The organism is Sphingomonas parva (ex Maeng et al. 2020), from assembly GCF_004564275.1.
Taxonomy (GTDB): Bacteria; Pseudomonadota; Alphaproteobacteria; order Sphingomonadales; family Sphingomonadaceae; genus Allosphingosinicella; species Allosphingosinicella parva.
This window is the reverse complement of record NZ_SPDV01000010.1, coordinates 1-25,345: the sequence shown is the minus strand read 5'-3', so window position 1 is coordinate 25,345 and position 25,345 is coordinate 1. Positions and strand designations below refer to the sequence as shown.

The window sequence follows — 25,345 nt, the reverse complement described above, 5'->3', positions numbered from 1 at the left end:
TTTTCCTTTGAAATTCAGGACCGGCGGCCACACATGCGCGGCTCCTCGAATCCGGATTCCCGCATGACCGCCGATCTCGCTATCCTCTACGAGCATCCTTTGTGGTTCGAGCCGCTGTTCGCGGCGCTGGAGCGCCGCGGCGTCTCGTTCGTCAAGATCCCGCTCGGCGACCATCATTTCGATCCGGGCCGCAGCCCGCCGCCGGCGCCGGTAATCCTCAGCCGAGTCGCCATGTCCGGTTTCCTGCGCGAGCCCGAGCACCCGATCTTTTATGCCGAGGCCCTGCTCGACCATTGGCGTCGCCAGGGCGCGACGGTGCTCAACGGCGCCGACCTGCTCGCCATCGACACCTCCAAGGCGCGCCAGCTCTCGCTGATCACCGGTCTCGGTTATGCGATCCCGGAGACGCGGGCGGTGCATCGCGGCCGCGACCTGCTCGCCGCGGCGGAAGGCATGGCCTTTCCCTTGCTGGTTAAGGCCAACATCGGCGGTGCCGGCGCCGGTATCGTCCGCTACGCCAGCCGTGACGAGCTCGCGCAGTCGATCAGCGATCGTACCCTGCCGGAGAGCATCGACATGGTCCTGCTGCTGCAGGATTATGTGCCGCCGCGCGGCGGCACGATCATGCGGATCGAGACGCTCGGCGGCCGTTTTCTCTATGCGCTCGAGGTGGAGAGCAAGGGCGACGCCTTCGATCTCTGCCCGGCCGATGCCTGCCTGGTCCAGCCGGGCCGCGCGGCGATCGGCATGCGCGCGGTCACGCCGCCGGCCGAGCTGATCGAGGCGGCGGAGCGCATCGCCGCCGCCTGCGGCATGGACGTCGGCGGGGTCGAGGTCGTGATCGACGATCGCGACGGGACGCCGCGCTTCTACGACATCAACGGCCTGTCGAACTTCGTCGCCAAGCCTCTCGACGTGCTCGGATGGGATCCGCACGAGCGCCTGGTCGACGCGTTGGAGGCGGCGATCGCCGCCGCCCGTATTCGGAAGGATGCTGCATGAGGTTCGGTTACTGGATGCCCGTGTTCGGCGGCTGGCTGCGCAACATCGAGGACGAAGGAATGGAGGCGAGCTGGGACTATGTCCGTCGGCTCACCCAGCGCAGCGAGCAGACCGGCTGGGACCTGTCGCTGATCGCCGAGCTCAACCTCAACGACATCAAGGGCGTCGAGGAACCGGCGCTCGACGCCTGGTCGACGGCTGCGGCGCTGGCCGCGGTGACGGAGACGATCGAGCTGATGGTCGCGGTGAGGCCGAACTTCCACCAGCCGGCATTGTTCGCAAAGCAGGCGGCGAACATCGACAATATCTCCGGGGGGCGGCTGGCGCTCAACGTCGTCTCCTCCTGGTGGGCGGACGAGGCGACCCAATACGGCCTGCTGTTCGATCAGCATGACGATCGCTACGCCCGCACCCGCGAGTGGCTCGAGGTGCTCGACGGCCTGTGGACTCAGAAGCGCTTCACCTACGAGGGGGAGCGCTACCGGCTGAAGGACGCGATCTGCGAGCCCAAGCCGAAGAAGCAGCCGCGTCCCACGATCTACGCCGGCGGGGAGAGCGAAACGGCGAAGACGATGATCGCGACCCAGTGCGACGCTTACGTCATGCACGGCGATCCGGTCGCGGCGATCCGCCCGAAAATCGAGGATATGGAGGCGCGCCGCGCCCGCGCCGGCGGCGGCGAGATGCAGTTCGGCATGGCCGCCTACGCCATCGTCCGCGACAGCGAGGCCGAGGCGAAGCGCGAGCTTGAGCGGATCACCCAGCTGCCGCCGCAGCCGCCCAAGGGCTTCGACAATTTCGATCAGTGGCTGTCGGGCACCGAGCTCGAGCGCGAGCTCAAGCTCCAGGAATATTCCGTTTCCAACCGCGGTCTTCGGCCCAATCTGGTCGGCACGCCCGAGCAGCTCCAGGAGCGGATCGCCGAATATGAGGAGGCCGGTCTCGACCTGCTCCTCCTCCAGATGAGCCCCCAGGCCGAGGAGATGGACCGCTTCGCCGCTCAGGTCATCCAGCCGATGAAGGCGGCGTAACACCGCGAGGGTCGCAGGAGCACGATCAGTCCAAATTGGTCGCCCCGGCGAAAGCCGGGGCCTCAGGTCGGAAGAGGCGGGGCCTCAAGGGCGCGCTCGATCGGCGTCGGCGCTTACCTTCAATGAGATCCGGGCCTGCCCCGGGATGACGGGTGGGGCTTGCCTGATCTGGTGCTTGCTCCCCGCTTACCGTCCGCTTAATCCCCCGCTCCGAAGGGAGACGAGCCGTTTCGGACCAGAAGGGCAGCAACGTAATGTGGGGCGGCCGCTTCGGCGGGGGGCCGTCGGCGCTGATGCGCGAGATCAACGCGTCGATCGGCTTCGACAAGCGCTTTTGGCGCGAGGACATCGCCGCCTCGAAGGCGCATGTCGCGATGCTCGGCGCGCAGGGCATCGTCTCCGCCGAGGACGCGGCGACGATCGCGGGCGGGCTCGACACGGTCGCCGCCGAATATGAGGCGAACGGCGTCCCCGAGGACATCGCGCTCGAGGACATCCACATGCACGTCGAGGCGCGGCTGGCCGAGTTGATCGGCCCGGTCGCCGGACGTCTCCACACCGCCCGCTCGCGCAACGATCAGGTGGCGACCGACTTCCGCCTCTGGGTGCGTGCCGCGATCGACGAGGTCGACTCCTCGCTCGCCGCCTTCCAGCGGGTGCTGGTCGCCCGCGCCGAGGAGCATGAAGAGACCGTCATGCCCGGCTTCACCCACCTCCAGGCGGCGCAGCCGGTGACGCTCGGCCATCACCTGCTCGCCTATTTCGAGATGCTGCGCCGCGATCGCCTGCGCTTCCGTGACGCCCGCGCCCGGCTCAACGAGAATCCGCTCGGATCGGCCGCGCTGGCCGGCACCTCCTTCCCGCTCGATCGGGAGGCAACCAGCGCCGCGCTCGGCTTCGATCGGCCGACCGCCAACAGCCTCGACGCCGTCTCCGACCGGGATTTCGCGCTCGACTATCTGATGGCGGCGACGAGTTGCGCGCTGCACCTCTCGCGCCTCGCCGAGGAGCTGATCATCTGGGCGAGCCAGCCGTTCGGCTTCGTTCGCCTGCCCGATGCCTTCTCGACCGGCTCGTCGATCATGCCGCAGAAGCGCAACCCGGACGCGGCCGAGCTCGTCCGCGGCCATGCCGGCCGCATCGCCGGAGCGATGACCGCCCTCGTCATCACGATGAAGGGCCTGCCGCTCGCCTATTCGAAGGACATGCAGGACGACAAGCCGCCGGTCTTCGAAGCGCACGACCTGCTCATGCTCTCCTTGCAGGCGCTCGCCGGGATGGTCGAGACCACCGACTTCCGCACCGACCGGATGCGCGCCGCGGCCGAAGCCGGCTTCTCGACCGCCACCGATCTCGCCGACTGGCTGGTCCGCGTCGCCGGCGTGCCGTTCCGCGAGGCCCATCACATCACCGGCCGCGCGGTGAAGCTCGCCGAGGACCGCGGCGTCGGCCTCGCCGAGATCGAGCTCCATGCCTTGCAGGCGATCGACCCGCGGATCGACGAGAGCGTCTATCAGGTGCTCACCGTCGACGCCTCGGTCCGCAGCCGCACCAGCTACGGCGGCACGTCGCCCGAGCGCGTCCGCGAACAGATCGAGAGAGCGAAGGGGCAGATCTAGGGCAGTGCCGCGGCCCCGGGCCCAAACCGTCTCCCCGGCGAAGGCCGGGGTCTCGGGTCGGACGAGGCGCAGACTCAAGGGAGCGCGCCATCTGCCTTGTTGCCCTTCGTGGCCTGAGATCCCGGCTTCCGCCGGGATGACGATCTGGATTGATTTTCCACACCTTTCTCGTCTGCGGGGATTCACCCCGGACTCCGTTTCCGCTACCCTCGCGCCATGCTGATGGCCACAAACCTCGTCTGCGGCGTCTCGCGCTCGATCCTTGGTCAACCGTGGCAGTGGCGCGGCGCGGCGGCGGACGGATTCGATGCCGGCTTCCAGGCCGACGGGCTGATCGACCAGCTGCTCATGGCGCGCGGCGTCGGCCGTCCCGAACTCGACCGGCACCGCCAGCCGACCATACGCGGCTTCATGCCGGACCCGTCGATCTTCCGCGACATGGACGCCGCCGCCGAGCGGCTCGCCGACGCGGTCGAGAAAGGCGAGGCGGTCACGATCTTCGGCGATTACGACGTCGACGGCGCGACGTCGGCGGCCCTGCTCGTCCGCCTGCTGCGCGATCTCGGCGGCAGCCCCCGGGCCTACATCCCGGACCGGCTGATGGAGGGCTACGGCCCGTCGGGCGAGGCGCTGGTACGGCTCGGGCGGGAAGGCGCCGAACTGATCGTCACGGTGGATTGCGGCGCCCAGGCGTTCGAAGCGCTCGACATGGCGCGGGCCGCGGGAGTCGAGGTAATCGTGATCGATCATCACAAATGCGCGAGCCGGCTCCCCGTCGCCCGCGCCCTGGTCAATCCCAATCGTCTCGACGAGGCCGAAGAGGCCGCCGCCCATGGTCATCTCGCCGCGGTCGGAGTCTGCTTCCTGCTCGGTGCCGCGCTGCTGCGCGTGCTGCGCGCCCGCGGCTTCTTCGCGGCACGCCCGGAGCCGAAGTTGATCGAGCTGCTCGATCTGGTCGCCCTCGGCACGGTCGCGGACGTCGCGCAACTGAAGGGCCTGAACCGCGCCTTCGTCACCCAGGGCCTCAAGGTGATGGCGCAGCGCCGGAACGTCGGTCTCTCTGCGCTGATCGAGGCGTCGCGGCTGAAGAAGGCGCCGACCTGCACCGATCTCGGCTTCGCGCTCGGCCCGCGCATCAATGCCGGCGGCCGGGTCGGCAAGTCGGATCTCGGGGTCAGGCTGCTGACCACCGAGGACGAGGAGGAAGCGCGGGGAATCGCCGCCGAGCTCGACCGGCTGAACGAGGAACGGCGTGCGATCGAGACCATGGTCTGCGAAGCGGCCGAACAGCTCTGCGCCGCCAAGGGCAATCGCGCCGTGGTCCTCGTCGCGGGCGAAAGCTGGCACCCCGGCGTGATCGGCATCGTCGCCGGCCGCCTCAAGGAGAAGCTCGGCCGGCCGGCGATCGTCATCGCGATCGACGAGAACGGCGTCGGCAAGGGATCGGGCCGCTCGATCGCCGGCGTCGATCTCGGCGCCGCGGTGCTCGCTGCCAAGGACAGCGGCCTGCTGGTCGCCGGCGGCGGCCACGCGATGGCCTGCGGCGTCACCGTGGCCGCCGATCGGATCGAGGCGCTCGCCGATTTCCTCGAGGAGCGGCTGGCGGCCGACATCGCCCGTGCGGTGGACGGCCGCGCCTTGAAGCTCGACGCGGTGCTCGCTCCGGGCGGCGTCTGCCCCGATCTGTGCGACGCGCTCGACGCCGGCGGCCCCTACGGTGCCGGCTGGCCTGCTCCCCGGGTCGCGGCCGGCCCGGTGCGGATCGTCAAGGCGGACGTGGTCGGCAGCGGTCATCTGCGGCTCGTCGTCTCGGGCGACGACGGTCGCCGCATCAAGGCGATCGCGTTCCGCATGGCGGACACGCCGCTCGGCCAGGCGATGCTCGCCTGTCCGCCGCATCGCAAGCTGTGGATCGCCGGCCGCATCAAGCGCGACGAATGGAGCGACCGGGTCTCGGCGGAGATGCACCTGGAGGACGCCGCCTGGGCCGATTGAGGCAATGGTTGACCGGCGGCGCGTGTCCGGTCTAAGGGCGGCCCGCCGATGCGCCGGACGGAGCTCCTCCGCCCGATAATTTGGCCCCATCGTCTAGCGGTCTAGGACGTCGCCCTTTCACGGCGAAAACACGGGTTCGAGTCCCGTTGGGGTCACCAACAAAAATGGCTGCCGGGGGCAGCCTTTTTTGTTGGTGACGGCGACCGGCAGGGAGCCGCGTCCGACCAGGCTGCCGGGGGCAGCCTTTTTTGTTGGTGACGGCGACCGCAGGGAGCCGCCACGGCGAAGGCTCCCCTCACGCCGGGCGATCCGCCGCCTGCATCGCCTGCTCCCAGGCGCCGAGATTGCGCCGGCCCTCCTGGACGAACGGCGATCTGCGCATTCCGGCGAGGAAGAGGTCGGCGATCAGGCGGCCGGGAAAGCGCAACGGACGCTTCACCTGGATGAGCAGGACGATCCGCGGGGTGTCGCCGTCGTGCCGGACCTCGTGCCGGTAGGTATCGTCGAAGACGAGCCATTCGCCCTCCGCCCAGCCGAGCAGCTGGTCGGCGAGCCGCATTCGGCATGCTCCGTCGGGCGGTACCATCAGACCGAGGTGGCAGGTGACCAGGCCCTTGGTCGGGCCGCGGTGCGGCGCGATCCGGGTTCCCGGCATCAGGATCGAGAAGAAGGCGCTGTTCAGCTCCGGAATGCGCTCGACCAAAGCGGTCGTCCGCGGGCACCGCGCGCAATTGGCTTCGATCCTGTAGCCATAGCCGACGAGGAAGAACGATTTCCAGAGATCGTCCTGGGCGATGCGCCGATGATCGGGCGAGACGAGGCGAAGCGCCGGCACGGAGGCGAGCCTTGGGAGCAGCGTCTCGGCTTCGTCGCGTATCTCACGCCAATGCGCCTTGAGCGCGTCCGTCCAGGGGAAGTCCTTGGCCTGGAGTACCGGAGCGTTGCTGATCCTCGACGAGCGCGCGATCACCCGGTCCAGAGTGGCGCGTGCCTTCTTCGCGGCGCGGTAAACCCACGACCGGCGGGGCAGGGACGGATCCATGCGGCTGCGCCTCCAGGCAGTGCAGCTCGATCTTATGCCTCCGCTCACACCGCTTCCAGCAAGCAGATTAGTCTGACGTGTGGGCCGCGCCTTCTCAAGCCAGCGGCTGCACCGTGATCGGCTCGGGTTCGGCGGTCGGACTGGCCGGCGCCGCCTCGCGCTCCGCGGCGAGCTCGGCAACCCAGCCGACGTGCTTCTTCAGCCAGGTCTTGATCAGGTCCCATTCCTTCTGCTCGATCGCATCGATCGGCTGGAACGGAGTGCCGTCGAAATAGCGCGGCGGCGTGCCCGGTCCGTCGGGGCTGCCGTGGCCGGTGTCGATCGACTTGCGCCAATATTCCGCATGCGCGGCCCATTCGGCGCGGTCGACGAGCGTCGGCGCGTCGAGCCAGACGTTCCAGGTCAGCACGTTGCCGAGTTGCAGCAGGTTGCCGGACGCGAGATTGAAAATCTCCATGACCATCGCGTTGAAGCCGTCGACCTTCTCGTTGTGGCGGGACAGGATCGGCCCGATCTGCACGGCGACGTTGGCGACCGCCCAAGCCTCGGTCGCATGCAGCGCGAAGCCGGGATTCGGGAAGCCGGGATTGATGCCGGAGCGGATCGAGATGATCGGTTGGGAGGGGTCGCCGACCCGGTGCAGCGTCACCTGGATGGCATTGGCCTTGTCGAGCGGGAAGGGGAGACCCTCCGCTTCGAGGATCAGCCGCAACAGTTTATAGACGTATTTGTCTTTCGCGCTCGGGCCGAACCAGATCTTGCCGGTCACGGTCATGTCGGCGGCGACCAGATCGGTGTCGAGGTCGCTCGCATCCTCGTTCACCCATCCCCGATTGCCGGTGACGGTCACCTCGATGTTGAGGTCGCCGAGCGTCGGTGACCATGCCCCCTGCTGCGGGCAGATGATCGAATAGACCCGGCCTGTGACGTCGTAGCCGGCGCGGGAGATGTCCGGTGCGAACATCTGATAGCAGCGCGAGGTCTCGTCGCCGATCACGGTCTGCCAGCTGAATTCCGGCCACAGCACGTCGAGCTGGCGCTGCAGCAGGTTGATGTTGGCCATGTTGTCCAGCATCGGCAGCGAGCTGAGATTGGGATCCGGATAGGCGAAGCTGGGATTGGAGGTGGAGAACCCGCCCTTCCAGCCTGGTGCGGGCGTCTTCGAGGGGATGATCGGGTAGCTTGCCATGTCTACCTCCGCCGGCGCCGATCCCCGCCGCAGGACGGGATTGGCCTGCGCTGGAGGCGTCCCGGAGAGTATGCGGTTCGCGGCCGTGCGAGTCGATCCGGCACGGCCGCTATTCGGTCCATTTCCGCGGTATCCCAGGTGCGCCCATCTCGGCCTGCTGCAGACGCGGATCGGCCGACGGAGCCGAATTCGACGACCGTGTCGCTGCGGGCACACTGCTCAGCTCATCGCTGAAAAAGAACGTTTCGTCGCTGGACGGCGCGAGTGATCTCATGCATTCTCCTGCCCATCCCAGGAGGGTTGCGCATGCGTGGCTGGCTCGCGGTCGGTGCTTTGTTGGCGTTGCTCCCGATCACGGCTTCGGCCGACACGCCGCCCTCGGTGGTCGCTGCCACACCCGGCACGGACGGCAGCGCGATCACCCGCTTCACCTTGCGCTTCTCGGAAGCGATGGTGCCGCTCGGCGAGACTCGCCGCGCGCCGATCGCGATGGAATGCAAGGTCGACGGCAAGGGCCGCTGGGTCGATCCCGCGACCTTCGTCTGGGAGTTCGCCAGGCCGCTGCCCGGGAACATGACCTGCACGGCGACGCTGGACGAGGATCTCGAGACCCTCTCCGGCCGCGCGGTCGGCGGTACCCAGTCGTTCATCATCGACAGCGGCGGGCCCTACCCGCGGGCGATGCTGCCGCGCGGCTCCGGCGCAATCGAGGAGGACCAGGTCTTCCTCGCCGCGCTCAACGCACCCGTGGAGCGCGCCTCGATCGCCGCGCACGCTTATTGCGCGGTCGACGGCATCGGTGAGCGGATCCCGCTCGACGTGCTTCCCGCCGCGACGGTGGAGGCGATCCTTTCCGCCAAAGGCGGTCGCTGGACCCGCGACCAGTTCCTCTCCGAGGCGGGCCTGCCGAGCCCGTTGCCGGAAGGGGAGCGCGAGCGTGCCGCCGCGCTCGCCGATATCGTCGCGCTGAAATGCCGAAGGCCGCTGCCGCCGGGCCGCGACATGGCGATCGTCTGGGGCAAGAACGTGCGCTCTCCGGGCGGCCGAACGGTCGGTGAGGAACGGCGTTTCGACTTCGAGGTCCGCCGCGACTTCACCGCCCGCCTGGTCTGCAACCGGGTCAACGCCACCGCCGGCTGCAATCCGATCGAGCCGATACGCGTCCAGTTCACCGCGCCGGTGCCGCGCGCGCAGGCGCTCGCCCTGCGCCTCGACGTCGGCGCCAGCGCGCCGCTTGCGCCGACCGATACCGGGCGCGAGCAGACCCTCTCCGAAATCGCGTTCAAGCCGCCGCTGCCCCCGGCGATCACCGCTCGCGTGCTGATCCCGGCCGACCTGCGTGACGAAAGCGGGCGGTCGCTCGCCAACGCCAGGCGCTTTCCGCTCGAATTCGCCGTCGCCGCGACTCCGCCGCTGGTGAAGTTCGCGGCCCCGTTCGGAATCCTCGAGGCGAAGGAAGGCGGCGTGCTCCCGGTCACGGTGCGCGGCGTCGAGCCCGACCTTGCCCAGAAGTTGGTCGCGATCGGAGGCGAGACGGCGCGGATCGACGCCGCCGACGGCGAGATCGCCTCCTGGGTCCGCCGCGTCGCCAAGGCACAGGAAGACGACATCCGCGACGAAGGCACGGAGGAGGCGCCCAAACCCGTCAACTACACCGGAACCCGATCGATCCTCGACGGTGCCGAGCAAGGCCGAGACATGCGTCTCGCGCTGCCGGGCCGCGGCCGCGAGTTCGAGGTGATCGGCATTCCGCTCGGCAAGCCCGGCTTCTACGTCGTCGAGCTCGCCAGCCCCGAGCTCGGCCGAGCCCTGCTCGGCAGGCCGGCCACGCGCTACGTCAGCGCCGCGGCCCTGGTCACCGATATGACCGTCCACTTCAAATGGGGTCGCGCCGGATCGCTTGCCTGGGTGACCTCGCTCAGCGAGGGCAAGCCCGTTGCAGGGGCGGCGGTGCAGGTGACCGACAGCTGCACCGGCGCGCAGCTCGCCGCCGGCACCACCGACAAGCAGGGTCGCCTGCCGATCCCGGCTGGACTGCCGCCGCCGTCCAGCGGCAGCCGCTGCGACAATCGCGGCGACGAGGCGCCGCCCCTGATGGTCTCCGCCCGCAAGGCCGGCGACTTTTCCTTCACCATGACGGACTGGAGCAACGGCATCGCGCCGTGGGACTTCGACCTTCCTTACGGCTGGTCCGAGCCCGAGCCGATCTTCCACTCGGTGCTCGATCGGACCCTGCTTCGCGCCGGCGAGACGGTGCACATGAAGCACGTCTATCGCATGCCGACGCCGACCGGCTTCCGCTCGGGAGGAACGCTGGCCGGCACCCTGGTGCTGCAGCATCGCGGCTCGCCGACCAGCTACGAGCTGCCTCTGTCGCTCGACGAGGGCGGCATCGGACTCAGCGAATGGACTCCTCCCAAGGGCAGCCCTGCCGGCGATTACGACATCACGGTCAAGCTGCGCGCGCCGCGCGCGCCGGGAGCGGAGGAAGAGGACCGGCCCGACGAGAGCAGGACGATCTACACCGCCCAATCCTTCCGCGTGGAGGAGTACCGGCTGCCGACGATGCGCGCCGCGGTCAGCGGCCCCAAGGGGCAGCTCGTCCGCCCGAAGCAGGTCCCGCTCGATCTCTATGTCGGCTTCCTCTCGGGCGGCGGCGCCGCCGGGCAGGCGGTGAAGCTGCGCACCGCCTGGGATGCCTTCGCCGACAGCCCCGACGGCTGGGAGGACTGGAGCTTCGGGGGGCGCCGCGTCGTCGAGGGCGTCGTGCCGCTCGACGAGGACGGCAGCGATGGCGGCGAGCCGGAGCTGCCCGACGCATCCACCATTCCGCTCGCCCTCGATGCCAATGGCGCGCTGCGCACCCCGATCGCCGTTCCCGGTCTCGACGACGACGCCCGGCTGATCGTCGAGATGGATTATGCCGACGCCAATGGCGAGACTCTGACGGCCTCGACCCGGATACCGGTCTACGCCTCGTCCGTCCGCCTCGGCATTCAGCCGGACGGCTGGCTGCAGCGGGCCGGCGACATGCGGCTGAAGGTCGTCGCGCTCGGCCTCGACGGGAAACCGATCCGGGGACAGGCGGTGAAGGTCGCGCTCTACACCCGCGAGATCCTGTCGGCGCGCCGCCGGCTGATCGGCGGCTTCTATGCCTATGACAATGTCGTCGAAACGAAGCGGATCGCGGCGGAATGCAGCGGGACGAGCGACCGCAACGGCCTCCTGCTCTGCCGGCTCGATCCGGGCGTCTCGGGCGAGGTGATCGCCATCGCCACGACGGCGGATTCCGCCGGCAACGAGGCCCGGGCGGTGACCTCCATCTACCTGGCGGGCGAGGACGACTGGTGGTTCGGCGGCGACAACGGCGATCGCATGGACGTCATTGCCGACGCCAAGGCGTATCCGGCCGGCGGCAAGGCCCGGGTCCAGGTCCGCATGCCCTTCCGCAAGGCGACCGCCCTGGTGACGGTGGAGCGGGAGGGCGTTCTCTCCTCCTTCGTGACGAAGCTGTCCGGCAAGGAGCCGGTGATCGAGGTGCCGCTCCCCGGCGGCTACGCGCCCGACGTCTACATCTCGGTGATGGCGGTGCGCGGTCGCGTCTCGAGCTGGAGGGTCTGGCTGGCCGAGCTCGCCCAGGAATGGAACATCCCGCTGGTCAAGCAGATCGCCAATCCCACTGCCCTGGTAGATCTTGCCAAGCCGAGCTACCGGATCGGCATCACGCGCGTGAAGGTGGGCTGGGAAGGACATGCGCTCAAGGTCGCGGTCCGCCCCGACAGGGAGCGCTACCAGGTGCGCGACACGGCCCGTGCCGCCGTCCAGGTGCTGGGCCCCGACGGCAAGCCGCCCGTCTCGGCCGAGATCGCCTTCGCCGCGGTCGACGAGGCATTGCTCACCCTCTCTCCCAACCAGAGCTGGCAGCTGCTCGACGGGATGATGGGCGAAAGGCCGCTTTCCGTCGTCACCTCGACCGCTCAGATGCAGGTGGTCGGCAAGCGTCACTACGGCCGCAAGGCGGTCGCGGCCGGCGGCGGGGGCGGCGGCGATCTGACCGATCTTGTCCGCACCGACTTTCGGCCGGTGCTGCTCTGGCGCGGCCGGGTGCAGCTCGATTCCGACGGGAGGGCGTCGATCGACGTGCCGCTCGCCGACACGCTTTCGTCCTATCGCCTGGTGGCAGTGGCCACCGCGGGCGGGGACTTGTTCGGCACCGGCAGCGCCGCGATCCGCACGGTGCAGGATCTCACCCTCTATGCGGGCCTGCCGCCCCTGGTCCGCTCGGGCGACGAGTTCGGCGCCACCTTCACCCTGCGCAACGGGACCGATCGGGCGATGGAAGTCACCGTCTCCGCCGAGGTCGCGGGCGCCCGGCTCGCCAGCGGCGCCCAGACGGTGAACGTCCCCGCGGGCGGCGCGGTGCCGGTGACCTGGCGGCTCACGGCGCCCGACAATGTCGAGCAGCTGCGCTGGACGGTCTCGGCCCGGTCGGCCGACGGCGGCGCCGTCGACCGGCTCCAGGTCGACGAGCAGGTGGTGCCGGCCGTACCGGTGGAAACCTGGGCGGCGACCTTCCTGCGTATCGGCCCCGCGCCGTTCCAGGTGGTGCCGCCGTCCGGCGCGCTTCCCGGCCGCGGCAGCATCGAGGTGGCGCTGAGCGACAGCCCGTCGCCGTCGCTTGCCGGCGTCCGCGCCTATATGAGCGTCTATCCCTACACCTGCTTCGAGCAGCGCCTGTCCCGCGCCATCGCGCTCGACGACGCGGAAATGTGGGCGCGGCAGACCAGCGAGCTTCCGGCCTATATCTCGCGGCGCGGGCTGCTGCGCTACTGGCCCGGCGAGTCGATGCCCGGCTCGATCGCGCTCACCGCCTACGCGATGTCGATCACCGCCGAAGCCGGCTACGATTGGCCGGAGGAGAGCGAGAAGCGGCTGCTCGAGGCGCTGGAGGCGGTCGTCGACGGCCGCCTCACCGACGACGATGAAGGCCCCTCCGACATGCGGCTGCTGCGTCTGCAGGCGCTGGCGGCGCTCGCCCGCAACGGCGCCGCGACCCCGGCGATGGTCGAGCGCTCGGCGATGCCGGTTGCCGACATGCCGACGGCGATGCTCGCCGACTGGCTGGTGACGCTCGATCGGGTGAAGGGCGCCTCCGCCCAGCGCCGTGCGGCCGCGGAAGCGGCGCTGCGCAGCCGCATCGTCTACGAGGGCACGCGGCTCGACATTGTCGACAAGGCCCGTGCGCCTTGGTGGATGATGGTCAGCGACGACGAGATGGCGCTGAAGGCCGTGCTCGCCGCGATCGGCCGCCGCGGCTGGGAAGCGGATGCGCCGCGGATGATGATCGGCGTCGCACTTCGCCAGCAGCGCGGCCATTGGGACACGACTCCGGCCAATGCCTGGGGGAGCGTCGCGGCCCGGCGGTTCGACGCCGCGTATCCGCGCGCCGCCTCCGGCATCACCATCGGGCGGCTCGGCGGCGAGACGCTGACCCGCGGCTGGTCGGTCAGCCGGACGGGCAGGGCGCCGGCGCGCCCCGAGCCGATGGTCTTCGCGCTGCCCTCGCGCGCGACGCCGCTGATCCTTTCGCACAGCACCGCGCCGCCGCCCTGGGCGACGATCGCCGTGCGGGCCGCCGTGCCGCTGACCCAGCCGGCTTTCTCCGGCTACCGCATGACGCGGCAGGTGAGCTTCCTCGAGCGTAAGCGCGGCGACGCGCTCAGCGCCGGCGACGTGCTGAAGGTTCGCATCGAAGTCGAGGCGCCGGTCGACCGCACCTGGGTGGTGGTGGAGGATCCGATCCCCGCCGGCGCCTCGATCGTCAGCGGCGGCGGCGCCCAGTCGGCGCTGCTCGCCGGGCGGGCGAGCGGCGGCAGCGGCGTCTGGCCGAGCTATATCGAGCGTTCGAACGATGCCTGGCGAGCCTATTTCGGCTGGATGCCGCAGGGCCGGACGGCGATCGAATATGTCGTCCGGGTCAATGCCAGCGGCCGTTTCCTGCTTCCGCCCACAAGGGTGGAGGCAATGTACTCGCCGGAGATCCACGCCGCTCTGCCGAACCGGCCGCTGGTAGTGGCGCCGTGATCCTCTGGCTGCGCCGCCGGCCGTTCCTGTGCGGCGCCGCGCTGCTGCTCGGCTTCGGCGGCCTCGAAGCGTGGACGCGACCGCCGGATCTGCCCTCCTACGATCAGGTTCGCGGTGATTGGCGGGCCAGCGAAGCCTGGCTGCGGGCACGGGACGGGCGGCTGCTCGAGACCGTTCGGGTCGATTTCAAGGTTCGCCGGCTCGGCTGGGTGCCGATCGATCGTGTTGCGCCGGCGCTTCGCGAGGCGGTGATCGCGTCGGAGGACCGCCAGTTCGAGCACCACGGCGGGGTCGATTGGCGCGCGTTCGGCGGCTCGGCCTGGACGGCTCTCCACGGCCGGCGGGCGCGCGGCGCCAGCACGATCACCATGCAGCTCGCCGGCTTCCTCGACCCCGGGCTCGGCGGCCCCGGCGCGCGCTCGTTCGCCGACAAGGTCCGGCAGGCGCGCGCCGCCCGCGCGATCGAAGCGCGATGGAGCAAGGACGAGATCCTCGAAGCCTATCTCAACCTCGCCAGCTTCCGCGGCGAGACCCAGGGGATCGGCGCCGTGGCGCGCGCGCTGCTCGGACGCGCGCCCGACGCGCTCGGCCGCGACGACGCCCTCCTCCTCGCCGCCCTGCTGCCGGCGCCCCGCGCCGCGCCGGCCGCCGTCGCGCGCCGCGCCTGTCGCACTGCGGCGATCTCCGATTGCACGAGCCTGATCGCACAGGCCGAGGCGATGACCGGCCCCGGGCGCCGTCTCGCCGACGATCCAGGGCTCGCCCCGCATCTCGCTTACCGTCTGCTCAGGAAGCCGGGAGAGACGTTCAGGACAACCATCGACCCCCAGGTGCAGACGTTTGCGGCGGCCGCGCTGCGGCGCCAGCTGATCGGCCTCGGCAGCGACCGGGCGCGCGACGGTGCGGTGGTCGTCGTCGACAATCGCACCGCCGAGGTGCTCGCCTATGTCGGCGGCGTCGGCGGCGGCTCGACCGCGCCGGCGGTCGACAATGCCAATGCGCCGCGCCAGGCCGGATCGACGCTGAAACCGTTCCTCTACGGCCAGGCGATAGAGCGCGGCTATCTCACCGCCGGGTCGATCCTCGACGACAGTCCGGTCCAGCTCGACACGGCCTCAGGCCTCTACGTGCCGCGCGATTACGATCGCAGCTTCCGGGGCCCCGTGAGCGTCCGCACCGCGCTTGCCGCGTCGCTCAACGTCCCGGCGGTGCGCACCCTGCTCCTCACCGGCGTCGAATCCTTCCGCGACCGATTGTGGGACCTCGGCTATCGCGGCCTCACCGAGGACGGCGATTATTACGGCTACAGCCTTGCGCTCGGATCGGCGGAGGTCACCCTTCTCCAGCAGGCCGCCGCCTATCGGGCACTGGCCGAGGGCGGCCGCTACCGGCCGCTGCGGCTGCGCCTGGGCGAGCCGCCCGCCACCCCGAAACCGGTTGCCGATCCGGTCGCCGCCTGGATCGTCGCCGACATGCTGGCCGATGCCGACGCCCGGGCGGTGACCTTCGGCCTCGACTCCGCCTTGCGCCTGCCCTTCTGGGCGGCGGCGAAGACCGGCACCTCCAAGGCGATGCGGGACAATTGGTGCATCGGCTTCACCGATCGCTTCACCGTCGCCGTGTGGATCGGCAATTCCGAAGGCGATCCGATGGTCCGGGTCTCCGGGACCAGCGGCGCAGCCCCGGTCTGGCGCGAGCTGATGCTGGCGCTGCACCGCAGCCATCCCGGCGTCCCGCCGGAACGGCCCCGCGGGATCGAGCTGCGCGACATCGTCTATGCCGAGGGCGTGGAGGCACCGCGCGCCGAATATTTCCTCGCGGGAACCGGCCAGGCGACGATCGGCAGCGCGCCCGCCGCAGCGCGCCGGCCGCGCATCGCCAATCCGGCGGCGGGCGCCGTCTATGCGCTGGATCCGGACATTCCGCGCCACCTCCAGCGCATCCGCTTCCTCGCTTCGGGCGCGACCGGGGGTGAGCGGCTGACCCTCGACGGCCGCGACATCGGCGCGGCGCGGGAGGGGCGGATGGTGCTGCCGGCCCCGGGCTTCCACCGCCTCGCCCTGGTCTCGGCCGAGGGAAAGGTGCTCGACCGCAGCGTCTTCACCGTTCGGTGAGTCTCATGTTCTCCTAAACCCTAATCGTCACCCCGGCGGAAGCCGGGGTCCCGGCGAGAGTGGGCGAGAGGGGAATGGAGCGCGCCAAAGGCGCCTCCGCTATTGTCGCTTTGAGGCCCAGGCCTCCGCCGCGGCGACGGAACCCGGACGGAAAACCGCCGGAGCGGGTCTCCCCGCGCCGGCGGTCATACGCTTACGCTACCGTACTGGTGACGCCCGCCGTCAGGCGGCGAGCGTGTCCTGCTCCGCAGGGAGCCGGATCAGATAATCGAAGGCGGAGAGCGCCGCCTTCGAACCTTCGCCCATCGCGATGACGATCTGCTTGTAGGGCACGGTCGTGCAGTCGCCGGCGGCGAAGATGCCGCGCTGCGAGGTCTCGCCGCGATGATCGACCTCGATCTCGCCGCGATTGCTGAGCGCGATCGCGTCCTTCAGCCACTCGGTGTTCGGCACCAGGCCGATCTGCACGAAGATACCCTCGAGCGCGATCTCGTGGACGGTGTCGTGGTTCCGGTCCTTGTAGGTGAGGCTGGTCAGCTTCTCCCCGTCGCCACGCACCTCGGTGGTCAGCGCCGAGGTGATCACCTTGACGTTCGGCAGGCTGGCCAGCTTGCGCTGCAGCACCGCGTCGGCGCGAAGTTGGCTGTCGTATTCGATCAGCGTCACATGGGCGACGATGCCGGCGAGATCGATCGCCGCCTCGACGCCGCTGTTGCCGCCGCCGATCACCGCCACGCGCTTGCCCTTGAACAGCGGGCCGTCGCAATGCGGGCAATAAGTGACGCCCTTGTTGCGATATTCGTCCTCGCCGGGGACGTTCATCTGCCGCCAGCGGGCGCCGGTGGAGAGAATGACGGTCCGCGCCTTCAGCGAGGCGCCGCTCGCCAGCTTCACCTCGTGCAGGCCGCCCTCGGTCCGCGCCGGGATCAATGTCTCGGCGCGCTGCAGATTCATGACGTCGACGTCATAGTCCTTGACGTGCTGCTCGAGCTGGGCGGCGAGCTTCGGCCCCTCGGTATGCGGCACCGAGATGAAGTTCTCGATCGCCATCGTGTCGAGCACCTGGCCGCCGAAGCGCTCGGCGGCGATGCCGGTGCGGATCCCCTTGCGGGCGGCGTAGATCGCCGAAGCCGCGCCGGCCGGGCCGCCGCCGACGACGAGCACGTCGAACGGCTCCTTCGCGGCGATCCTGGCGGCGGTTCGCGCCTCGGCGGCAGTGTCGATCCTGGCGACGATCTGCTCGAGCTCCATCCGGCCCTGGCCGAAGGTCTCGCCGTTGAGGAAGATGGTCGGAACGGCCATGACCTTCCGCGCGGAGACCTCGTCCTGGAACAGGGCGCCGTCGATCGCCGTGTGCTTGATCCGCGGATTGAGCACCGCCATCAGGTTCAGCGCCTGCACCACGTCGGGGCAGTTCTGGCACGACAGCGAGAAATAGGTCTCGAACTCGAAATCGCCGTCGAGATTGCGGACCTGCTCGATCAGCTCCTGCGCGGCCTTGGACGGGTGCCCGCCGACCTGCAGCAGGGCGAGCACGAGCGAGGTGAACTCATGACCCATCGGAATGCCGGCGAAGCGCACGGCGATATCGGTGCCCTTGCGGCGGATGAGGAAGCTCGGCTTGCGCGCATCGTCGCCGACGAGGAGGTCGACCTTGTCCGAGAGCGACGCGATCTCTTCCAGCAGGCCCTTGAGCTCGGCCGACTTGGCGCCCTCGTCGAGCGACATGACCAGCTCGATCGGCTCGCGGATGTTGGCCATATAGGCCTGCAGCTGCTGCCTGAGATTGGCGTCCAGCATGGGTAAGCTCCGATTACTGATTGTTCGTGCGAGAGCGTGAGCAGCTCGGCCATCGGCGGCCGGCTGGCGTGGATCACGCTGAGGCAGGGAATGCCGGGGGCGGCGCGGCCGCCCCCGGATGTCCTGAACCTGTGCGGCTTAGATCTTGCCGACGAGGTCGAGCGAGGGCGCGAGCGTCTCGGCGCCTTCTTCCCACTTGGCCGGGCAGACTTCGCCCGGGTGCGAGCGGACGTACTGCGCGGCCTTGACCTTGCGCAGCAGCTCGGCGGCGTTGCGACCGATGCCCTCGGCCGTGATCTCGACGAACTGGATCACGCCGTCCGGATCGATCAGGAAGGTGCCGCGATCGGCCAGACCCTGGCCCTCGCGCATCACGCCGAAATTGTTGGTGATCACGCCGCTGGCGTCGCCCAGCATCGTGTACTTGATCTTGCCGATCGCCGGCGAGGTGTCGGCCCACGCCTTGTGCGAGAAATGGGTGTCGGTCGAGACGCTGTAGATCTCGACGCCCAGCTTCTGGAACTCGGCATAATTGTCGGCCAGGTCCTCGAGCTCGGTCGGGCAGACGAAGGTGAAGTCGGCCGGGTAGAAGAAGAAGACGGCCCAGCTGCCACGCACGTCCTCGTCGCTGATCGTGACGAACTTGCCATCCTTGTACGCCTGGGTGGTGAACGGCTTAAGCGAACTACCGATGATTCCCACGAAGTGATCTCCCTATGGGTTTTGCTGTGAAACGGAGACGCCCATGTGGTAGCTCCGCGCCCGCAGGGGAAGTGGGGAATCTCGCTGGGGGTGATCGATCCGCTCGATCACAGAGGTTGAGTGTAATTTACTTTATCGATTGAACCGTCGTTATGGCAAGGACCGGCTGCAGCCGAGGACCGCAGCCGGTCGGGCGCGCCGTTCCGTCACCGTATCGAGGCGAGATTTGGCTCTTGCCGGGACGAGGCGATCGCCTGCGCGCGCTGCTGGGCGACCGCGGAGTGGGCGTCGGCGCGGCAGCGGCGGATGTTCTGCCGGCCCTTCGGGTCGGCCGCGGACGCGGTCCCGCACAGGCTGCGGACGGCGACGCCGATCCGCCGGTCGAGCTCGGCCGTCCCGGCCGGGCGGCTGAGGTCGAGGTCGGCGTAGGACACCGTCGCCGATTGCTGTGCCTGGGCGGCGGAGCCGGCATTCGGGGCGAGGATCATGAACGCGCCAAGGCTCACGAGCGGAAGAAACCTTCTCATCTCCAGTCTCCATGTCTGTCGGAATGGCCGGCGCCGGCTCGATCCCCTTCTACGCCGATCGGGCGCTGGTGACGAACAACGATGTTGCGCAGTCGTTCTGCAAAAGTGCAGAATGCGCCGGGTCACGAAAGGTGCAGGATAAGCCATGCTCGACTGGAACGACCTGCGTCATTTCCTGGCCGTCGCCGCGACCGGCAGCACGCTCGCGGCGGGCCGGGCGCTGCGCGTCAGCCAGACCACGGTGGCAAGACGGATCGCGGCGCTCGAGGAGGCGCTCGGCCTCGCCCTGTTCGAGCGGCGCCAGGCGGGCTACGCCCTCACGCCCGCCGGGGAGGCGTTGCTCGGCCATGCCCGCGCCGTCGAAGCCGCCGCGACCGCCCTTTCCGATGCCGCCTCGGGCCATGCCCGCGACGCCAGCGGAACGGTGCGCGTCACCATGGAGGAGCTGTTCGCCGTCACCGTGCTTGGCCCGATCCTTCGTGACTTCCACGAAGCCCATCCTGCGATCCGCGTCGAGCTCGACACCAGCGAGGAGGTCCGCGATCTCGCCGGCGGCGCGGCGGACGTCGCGCTGCGTTCGGCCAAGGCGCTGAAGGGCAACGGCCTGGTCGGGCGTCGCATCGCGACCAACAATTGGACGATCTATTGCAGCCGCACCTATGCCGATGCGCACGGCGTGCCGCGAAGCCGGCGCGCGCTGAAGGGTCATCCGCTGATCGGCGGCGGCGGCCGCAACGTCTGGCGCGTCTACCAGGAATGGCTGAAGCAGAACGAGCTCGAGGCGGCGGTCGCCATACAGCACGACAGTGCCACCGGCCTGCTCGCCGCCGTCCGCTCCGGAATCGGCCTTGCGGCCCTGCCGAGCTTTGTCGCCGATCTCGATCCGGACCTGATCTGCTGCCTTCCGCCCGCGCCCGGCATGGAGACGGGGCTGTGGCTGCTCACCCACGAGCGGCTCCGTCATTCGCCGCCGGTCCGCGCGGTGATCGATTTCCTCGCCGATCGCCTGACGCGCCTCGCGCGGGAAGGGGAGGCGCGGCGCAGCTCAGCGCTCGTGCAGCGCGAGGCGGAGCTCGCGACCATGTTCCCGGCCGCTTGACGGCGTCCGCCGAGGCTGATCAGGCTCCGCCTCCGCAGCAGGAGCTTTCATGCGCAAGAACCTCGTCGTCGCAGGCGCCGTCCTGCTTCTCGTCCTCGGCGGCGTCGCCGGCTGGTACGCCTTCTCGCCCGCCTGGACCGTCCAGGCGATGATGGATGCCGCCCGCGACGGCGACGAGGCGGGCTTCTCCCGCTATGTCGATTACCCGTCATTACGCGCCGACATGAAAAGCGAGCTCGCGGCGCGGCTCAACCAGCAGGCGCGGCAGGATCCCAGTCCGCAGGGGAAGCTCGGCCTCGCCGTCGGCATGGCCCTGCTCGAGCCGATGGTCGACCGGCTGGTCTCGCCCAAGGCGATGGAGCAGGCCTTCGCGCAGCTGGCCGCGGAGAAGAAGCGGGAGAGGGCGGGCGCGAAGCGCGGCGCGGGCGCGCGCATGCCCGAAATCCGGCGGGACGGCTTCAGCCGCTTTCATGTCGCCGCACGCGACCGGCCCGAGTCCGGGCTCGTCTTCGAGCGCCAGGGACTCGGCTGGAAGCTGGTCGGGATCGATCTTCCGCAGCGCATGACGGTTGCCGCCGATCGAAGCTGAGCGCCTGTCCTCCGCTTTGGAGGCAACATGCGGCGCGGGGACTTGGCGCGCCGCCGATCTTGAGGCAGATTCCCCCGGTCAGATTGCGAGGACCAGAGACGACGATCATTCCGGAGGCAGTGCCTCGCACATTGTTTGACTGACACATTTCTCAATGGGGGGAGAAACGGGTGGGCCAGTTCCTGAACATGATCGACGCCGCGCCTGCGGCGGAAAAGTGGCCGCTGGTGCGCCGCCTGATGATGCGCGAGCGCGAGACTTTCTTCGCCGAGATGAGGGCGGAGCGGCCGGTGCTCGAGCTTCCGGACAACATCGCCTTCATTACCCGTTACGCCGATTGCACGATGGTCCTGCAGCGCTGGCACGATTTTGGCGTCGATCTGTACAAGCCCAAGCAGGGCGACTATTTCATGGCCCAGGACGACACCGCCGATCACTGGCGGGACAAGTCGATCATGAAGTCGATCCTCGACTTCGAGGACCTGCCGGAGCTGCGCAGCTTCGTCGGCCAGGAGGCGGCGCGGATCCTCCGCGACGCGCGAGGCGCGATAGACGCGCCGCAGCAGCTCACCCGTATGGTGCCGTGCAAGCTCGTCCAGGAGCGGTTCGGCTTCACCGGCAGCGATCCCAGGAAGCTGATCACCTGGTCCTATTGGAACCAGACCGACGCCTTCCACAACCAGCCGTTCGACCGCGACGTGATCAGCGATCCCGATCATGTCGTCGCCGAGCGCAAGAAGGCGGGAATCCATCTCGCGCTCTACCTCGGGCGGGTGATGATCGCCCGCTGGCTCCAGCTCAAGCTCCACCGCAACCGCAACGATTCCGTGACCAGGCTGATGCGCCTCTCGGCCTCGAAGGGGGTCAAGTTCCCGCTGAAGAAGGTGCTGTTCAACGCCGGCGGCCTGCTGATCGGCACGATCGAGACGACGTCGGTGACGGTCAACAACGCGCTCGACGAGCTGCTTCGCCGGCCCGACATGCTCGCCCGGGCCCGCGCGGCGGCCGCCAACCCGGATCATACCGAATTCGACGGCTACGTGGTCGAGGCTTTGCGCTTCAACCCGGCCTTCCCTTATTTCTTCCGCACCTGCCACACGCCGACGCAGCTCGCCGGCGGCACGCCGCATGCGGTGACCGTGCAGCCGGGCACGACCGTCATCGCCTGCACCCACAGCGCGATGTTCGATGGCGAGGCCTATGCCGATGCGACCGTCTTCGATCCCCGCCGCACCATGTACCAGACCTTCACCCTCGGCTACGGCCATCACGAATGCCTCGGTCGGGCGATCGCGACGATCATGATCCCGGAGATCGTGCGCCAGCTGCTGCTGCTGCCGAACCTCAGGGCCGAAGGGTCGGTCGTCTATCAATATGGCGTTCCGGAGCACTTCCCGCTGAGATGGGATGCCTGACGGTGGGCGGCGGCAAGGACCTTGCCGTCCTCGTTCTCCACGGCATCGGCACCTATTCCGGCCAGGGAAGGATGAAGCGCAAGGGCTTCGATCAGCCGCTCCGCGCGGCGCTCGAATCCCGCCTCGGCGCCGATTTCCAGCGGATCGCATGGTGTCCGATCACGTGGAGCGCGCCTGCTCTCGAACGGCGGCAGGACGCGCTGATCCGGGAGCGGGGGACGCCCTTTCCCTGGAGCGGACTGTTCGAGTTCGTGTCGTCCTTCCTCTCCGATGCCACCGCCCACAATCTGCCGCTCTACGGCGAGATGAACGAGAGCTCGTCCTATTTCATCGTCCAGCAGCTGATCCGCGGCGCGTTGGTCGAGCTCGAGGCCCAGCTCGGCCCGGCTGCCGAGAGCATGCCCGTCCTCGCGATCGCCCATTCGATGGGCTGCCATGTCCTTTCCTGCTACGCCTGGGACGCGAGACATGCGCCCGAGCGGATCCTCGGCGGAAACGCTCCGGAGCTCGGCCCGCTCACTCGCTTCCAGGCGCTCGAGACGCTGTCCGGCCTCGTCTTCGTCGGCTGCAACCTGCCGCTGCTGACCACCAACGTCGCACGCCAGCGGCTGCTCCCGCTCCGGCTTCCGCGCCGCCCCGCCGCGCTCGGAGGCGGCAGGGAGTCGCTATGGCTGAACATCTGGGAGAAGAACGACCCGCTCGGCTATCCCCTGTCGAACGAGTACGAGGCCTATTTCTCCGGCGGCTTCGACGCCGAGGAGCTGGCGCGATGGAAGCGCGATCCAGCGAGCGAGCAGCGTCCCCAAGACATCGAGGTGAAGTTCGGCGGCCTCGCCGGCGCGACCCCGCTCGCCCACACGGCTTATTATCATTCCCGCCGCGTGCAGAAGCGGATCACCGACGTGGTGAAGGCGCTTCTCGGCTGATCATCCGTTCCAGCGCAGCCCGATCCACAGCGTCCGCGGAGTCGCGCGCTCGACCACGCCGTCGCCACTGATCCCGGCTTCGATCCGGGCGTCGGTGAGGTTCTCGCCGCGCGCCTCGAGGGAGAGGCGCCTGGAGAGCGGCCAGGACGCCGATGCGTCGAGCGTGAACGCGCCGCGCAGCGTCTGCGCGTTGAGATCGTCCTCGAACTGGCTGCCGACCCAGCGCGCGGTCGCCGCCGCGCGGCCGCCGACACCGCCGTCCCAGGCGAGGGTGGCGGAGAGAGCGTGGCGCGGGGTCTGGGCGGGCCGCAGCCCGTTCAGCGGCGCCGCGGCGGCGTCCGCCCCGACCTTGGCGTCGACCCACGACCAGCCGCCGGCCAGGCTCCAGGCGCCGAGGCGGGCGCTGGCATCGATTTCGATGCCGCGCGCCTCGATCCTGTCGAGGTTCTGCCGCTGCCGATATTCCCCGCCGGCGGCGACGAAACCGACGACGGGGAAGGTGCCGGGACCGCGGCCGAGGGTCACGTTGGCGATCGCGTCCTCGAGGCGGTTGGCGAACGCGGTCGCTGACAGGCGCAGCGCGCCGCTCGGGCGCCAGTCGAGGCCGGCCTCGACGCCCTTCAGCCGTTCGGGCGCGAGCTCGGCATTGGCCGCGGTCGCGTCGGTGCCGGCGCGGAACGGGCGGTAGAGCTCGTTCAGCGTCGGCAGGCGCCAGCCGAGATAGGCGGCGCTCCTCACGGTCACCGTCTCGGCGGGCCGCCAGGCGAGGCCGGCGCGTCCGGTCGGCTCCCAGCCGGAGCGATCGGCGAAGCGCGTGTCGGTGAGCGTCGCACCGCCCGCGAGAACGCGCTCGTGCAGCGCGCCGTCGCTGATCGTCCAGCGGTCGAGTCGGCCGCCGGCGGTGAGCGTGACGGTGTCGGAGCGCCACGCCGCCTCGGCGAAGCCGCCGAGCGTCGCCGTGCGCCCGCCGGCGAGCCGGCCGCGGGTCGCCGCGCCGGCGACGAACGAGTAGAGCTCCCTCGTCTCCCCTTCGGTCTGCCGCCAGTCGCCGCCCAGCCGGAGGTCGATCGCGCCGAGGCGCGGCCGCCACTCGCCGCGGGCGCCGAGACCGGTGGACGGCACCGAATATTGCTCCGACGCGCGGCTCACCGTCGCCCGGCCGGCGCCGACGCTGGCGAAGCTGTTGGTGAAGTCGCGGGTCTGGAGGTAGGCGAGGGCGCTCCAGCGCGGGCCGACCAGCCGCAGCGAGGCGTCGGCCCCCTTGGTGAGGATGTCGCTGAACGCGGTGCCGCGCTCGCGCGCGTCGCTGAAGGCGAGGCCGCTCGCCTGCAGCTCGACGTTCCGGCCGAGCGGCGCGACGCCGCGGACGGCGAGGCTCGCCTGCTCGTAGGGCGAGGCGCGGTCGACCGGGCCGCGGTCCTCGCCAACGACCGGCACGAAGCCGTCGCCGCGCGCATAAGCGCCGGACAGGGTGAGGAAGCCGGCGCAGGCGGCGAGGCCGAGGCCGAGCTGCGCGTCGACGCTGTCCCGGCTGCCGTAGGCGAGGCGCCCGGTCGCGCCGGGCTGCGGATCCGCGCTGGCAAGCTCGATCGTGCCGGCGAGCGCGCCCGGGCCCCAGGCGCCGCTGCCGCCGCCCCGCGTCACCCGAACCTCGCCGAGCCGCTGCGGATCGTAGGCCGGCCAGCTGACCCAGCCGCCGAACGGATCGGTCTGCGGCACGCCGTCGAGGATCAGCAGCGCCCGGCTCGATGCGTTGCCGCCGAGCGCGCGCAGCGTGGCGCCCTGGCTAGTCGGGTTGGCGGTGCGCGCGTCGGAGCGGCGGAAGAGCTGGAAGCCGGGCACGTCGCGCAGCAAGTCCTCGAGCCGGTTCGAGGCCGATCCCTCCAGCCGGGCGCGATCGATGACGATCGTGTCGAAAACCCCCTCGCCCACGGCGGCGCCAAGGCCGCGGCCGGTGACGACGATCTCGTCCTCGACCTGGGCGAGGGCAGCGGTCGAGGAGAGCAGGAGCGGGAAGAGGAGGGCGCGCATCGCGGCGGCCCTTAGCAGCATCGCGATGGCGGCGCGCAAGAAAAAGCCCCCTCCCGTCGCCGGGAGAGGGCTGTCTCCTTCCAGTGCCTTGCGGCGGCCCGGTCAGCGCGCCTCGCGGCGGCCCTGACCCTGGCCGGCGCCCTGGCTGCGGCCGCCGCCGCGGCCGCGACCGCCGCCCGG

The 25,345-nt window shown here is 69.8% G+C and carries 16 protein-coding genes and 1 tRNA gene; 11 read left to right on the top strand and 6 right to left on the bottom strand.

Going from position 1 to position 25,345, the window contains the following annotated elements; genetic code table 11:
- Positions 1-63: 63 nt before the first annotated feature.
- From E2493_RS06800 to E2493_RS06780, 5 genes are all read left to right on the top strand, one after another.
- On the top strand, positions 64-1,002 hold the full coding sequence (locus tag E2493_RS06800) for an ATP-grasp domain-containing protein (RefSeq protein ID WP_135085046.1): 939 nt from the start codon (positions 64-66) through the stop codon (positions 1,000-1,002).
- The gene (locus tag E2493_RS06795) at positions 999-2,033 is read left to right on the top strand and encodes an LLM class flavin-dependent oxidoreductase (protein WP_135085044.1); all 1,035 of its coding nucleotides are present in this window, start codon (positions 999-1,001) and stop codon (positions 2,031-2,033) included. The genes E2493_RS06800 and E2493_RS06795 overlap by 4 nt, the downstream gene beginning before the upstream one ends.
- A gap of 254 nt (positions 2,034-2,287) precedes the next feature.
- Positions 2,288-3,652 (top strand): argininosuccinate lyase, encoded by a 1,365-nt coding sequence (gene argH / locus E2493_RS06790; protein WP_135085042.1) that lies wholly within the window; start codon positions 2,288-2,290, stop codon positions 3,650-3,652.
- Between the two features lie 222 nt (positions 3,653-3,874).
- Entirely contained in the window at positions 3,875-5,647 is a 1,773-nt protein-coding gene (gene recJ, locus E2493_RS06785; protein WP_135085212.1) for a single-stranded-DNA-specific exonuclease RecJ, read from the top strand.
- Positions 5,648-5,729: 82 nt separating this feature from the next.
- A tRNA-Glu gene (locus E2493_RS06780) sits at positions 5,730-5,805 on the top strand.
- A 137-nt stretch (positions 5,806-5,942) separates the two neighbouring features.
- Here the strand turns inward: E2493_RS06780 and E2493_RS06775 are convergent.
- Both E2493_RS06775 and E2493_RS06770 read right to left on the bottom strand, forming a co-directional pair.
- On the bottom strand, positions 5,943-6,689 hold the full coding sequence (locus E2493_RS06775) for an aspartyl/asparaginyl beta-hydroxylase domain-containing protein (RefSeq protein ID WP_135085040.1): 747 nt from the start codon (positions 6,687-6,689) through the stop codon (positions 5,943-5,945).
- Positions 6,690-6,783: 94 nt separating this feature from the next.
- Positions 6,784-7,878 carry a hypothetical protein gene (locus tag E2493_RS06770; RefSeq protein WP_191992974.1) on the bottom strand — a complete coding sequence of 365 codons (1,095 nt, stop codon included), beginning with the start codon at positions 7,876-7,878 and terminating at the stop codon, positions 6,784-6,786.
- Between the two features lie 306 nt (positions 7,879-8,184).
- On the opposite strand from E2493_RS06770, the gene E2493_RS06765 reads away from it, so the two are divergent.
- Both E2493_RS06765 and pbpC read left to right on the top strand, forming a co-directional pair.
- Positions 8,185-13,962: an Ig-like domain-containing alpha-2-macroglobulin family protein gene (locus E2493_RS06765; RefSeq protein WP_135085038.1), complete on the top strand. Its 5,778-nt coding sequence runs from the start codon at positions 8,185-8,187 to the stop codon at positions 13,960-13,962.
- Positions 13,959-16,076 carry a penicillin-binding protein 1C gene (gene pbpC, locus E2493_RS06760; protein WP_225421189.1) on the top strand — a complete coding sequence of 706 codons (2,118 nt, stop codon included), beginning with the start codon at positions 13,959-13,961 and terminating at the stop codon, positions 16,074-16,076. The genes E2493_RS06765 and pbpC overlap by 4 nt, the downstream gene beginning before the upstream one ends.
- Before the next feature lie 222 nt (positions 16,077-16,298).
- On the opposite strand, the gene ahpF is transcribed toward pbpC, so the two are convergent.
- The 3 genes from ahpF to E2493_RS06745 form a co-directional block, all read right to left on the bottom strand.
- Positions 16,299-17,876 (bottom strand): alkyl hydroperoxide reductase subunit F, encoded by a 1,578-nt coding sequence (gene ahpF / locus E2493_RS06755; RefSeq protein ID WP_135085036.1) that lies wholly within the window; start codon positions 17,874-17,876, stop codon positions 16,299-16,301.
- Between the two features lie 138 nt (positions 17,877-18,014).
- Entirely contained in the window at positions 18,015-18,578 is a 564-nt protein-coding gene (gene ahpC, locus E2493_RS06750; protein WP_135085034.1) for an alkyl hydroperoxide reductase subunit C, read from the bottom strand.
- A 206-nt stretch (positions 18,579-18,784) separates the two neighbouring features.
- Entirely contained in the window at positions 18,785-19,105 is a 321-nt protein-coding gene (locus E2493_RS06745) for a UrcA family protein (protein ID WP_167737427.1), read from the bottom strand.
- 145 nt (positions 19,106-19,250) lie between these two features.
- Here E2493_RS06745 and E2493_RS06740 point away from each other — a divergent pair, with 145 nt between their 5' ends.
- The 4 genes from E2493_RS06740 to E2493_RS06725 all read left to right on the top strand — a co-directional run bounded on the left by E2493_RS06740 (position 19,251) and on the right by E2493_RS06725 (position 23,134).
- Positions 19,251-20,204: a LysR family transcriptional regulator gene (locus tag E2493_RS06740; RefSeq protein ID WP_135085030.1), complete on the top strand. Its 954-nt coding sequence runs from the start codon at positions 19,251-19,253 to the stop codon at positions 20,202-20,204.
- A gap of 49 nt (positions 20,205-20,253) precedes the next feature.
- Positions 20,254-20,793, top strand: a complete 540-nt coding sequence (locus E2493_RS06735; RefSeq protein ID WP_135085028.1) for a DUF2939 domain-containing protein — start codon at positions 20,254-20,256, stop codon at positions 20,791-20,793.
- A gap of 170 nt (positions 20,794-20,963) precedes the next feature.
- Positions 20,964-22,208 carry a cytochrome P450 gene (locus E2493_RS06730; protein WP_135085026.1) on the top strand — a complete coding sequence of 415 codons (1,245 nt, stop codon included), beginning with the start codon at positions 20,964-20,966 and terminating at the stop codon, positions 22,206-22,208.
- Positions 22,196-23,134, top strand: a complete 939-nt coding sequence (locus tag E2493_RS06725; protein ID WP_135085024.1) for a hypothetical protein — start codon at positions 22,196-22,198, stop codon at positions 23,132-23,134. The genes E2493_RS06730 and E2493_RS06725 overlap by 13 nt, the downstream gene beginning before the upstream one ends.
- On the opposite strand, the gene E2493_RS06720 is transcribed toward E2493_RS06725, so the two are convergent.
- Entirely contained in the window at positions 23,135-25,186 is a 2,052-nt protein-coding gene (locus E2493_RS06720; protein ID WP_225421188.1) for a TonB-dependent receptor, read from the bottom strand.
- Positions 25,187-25,345: the final 159 nt, after the last annotated feature.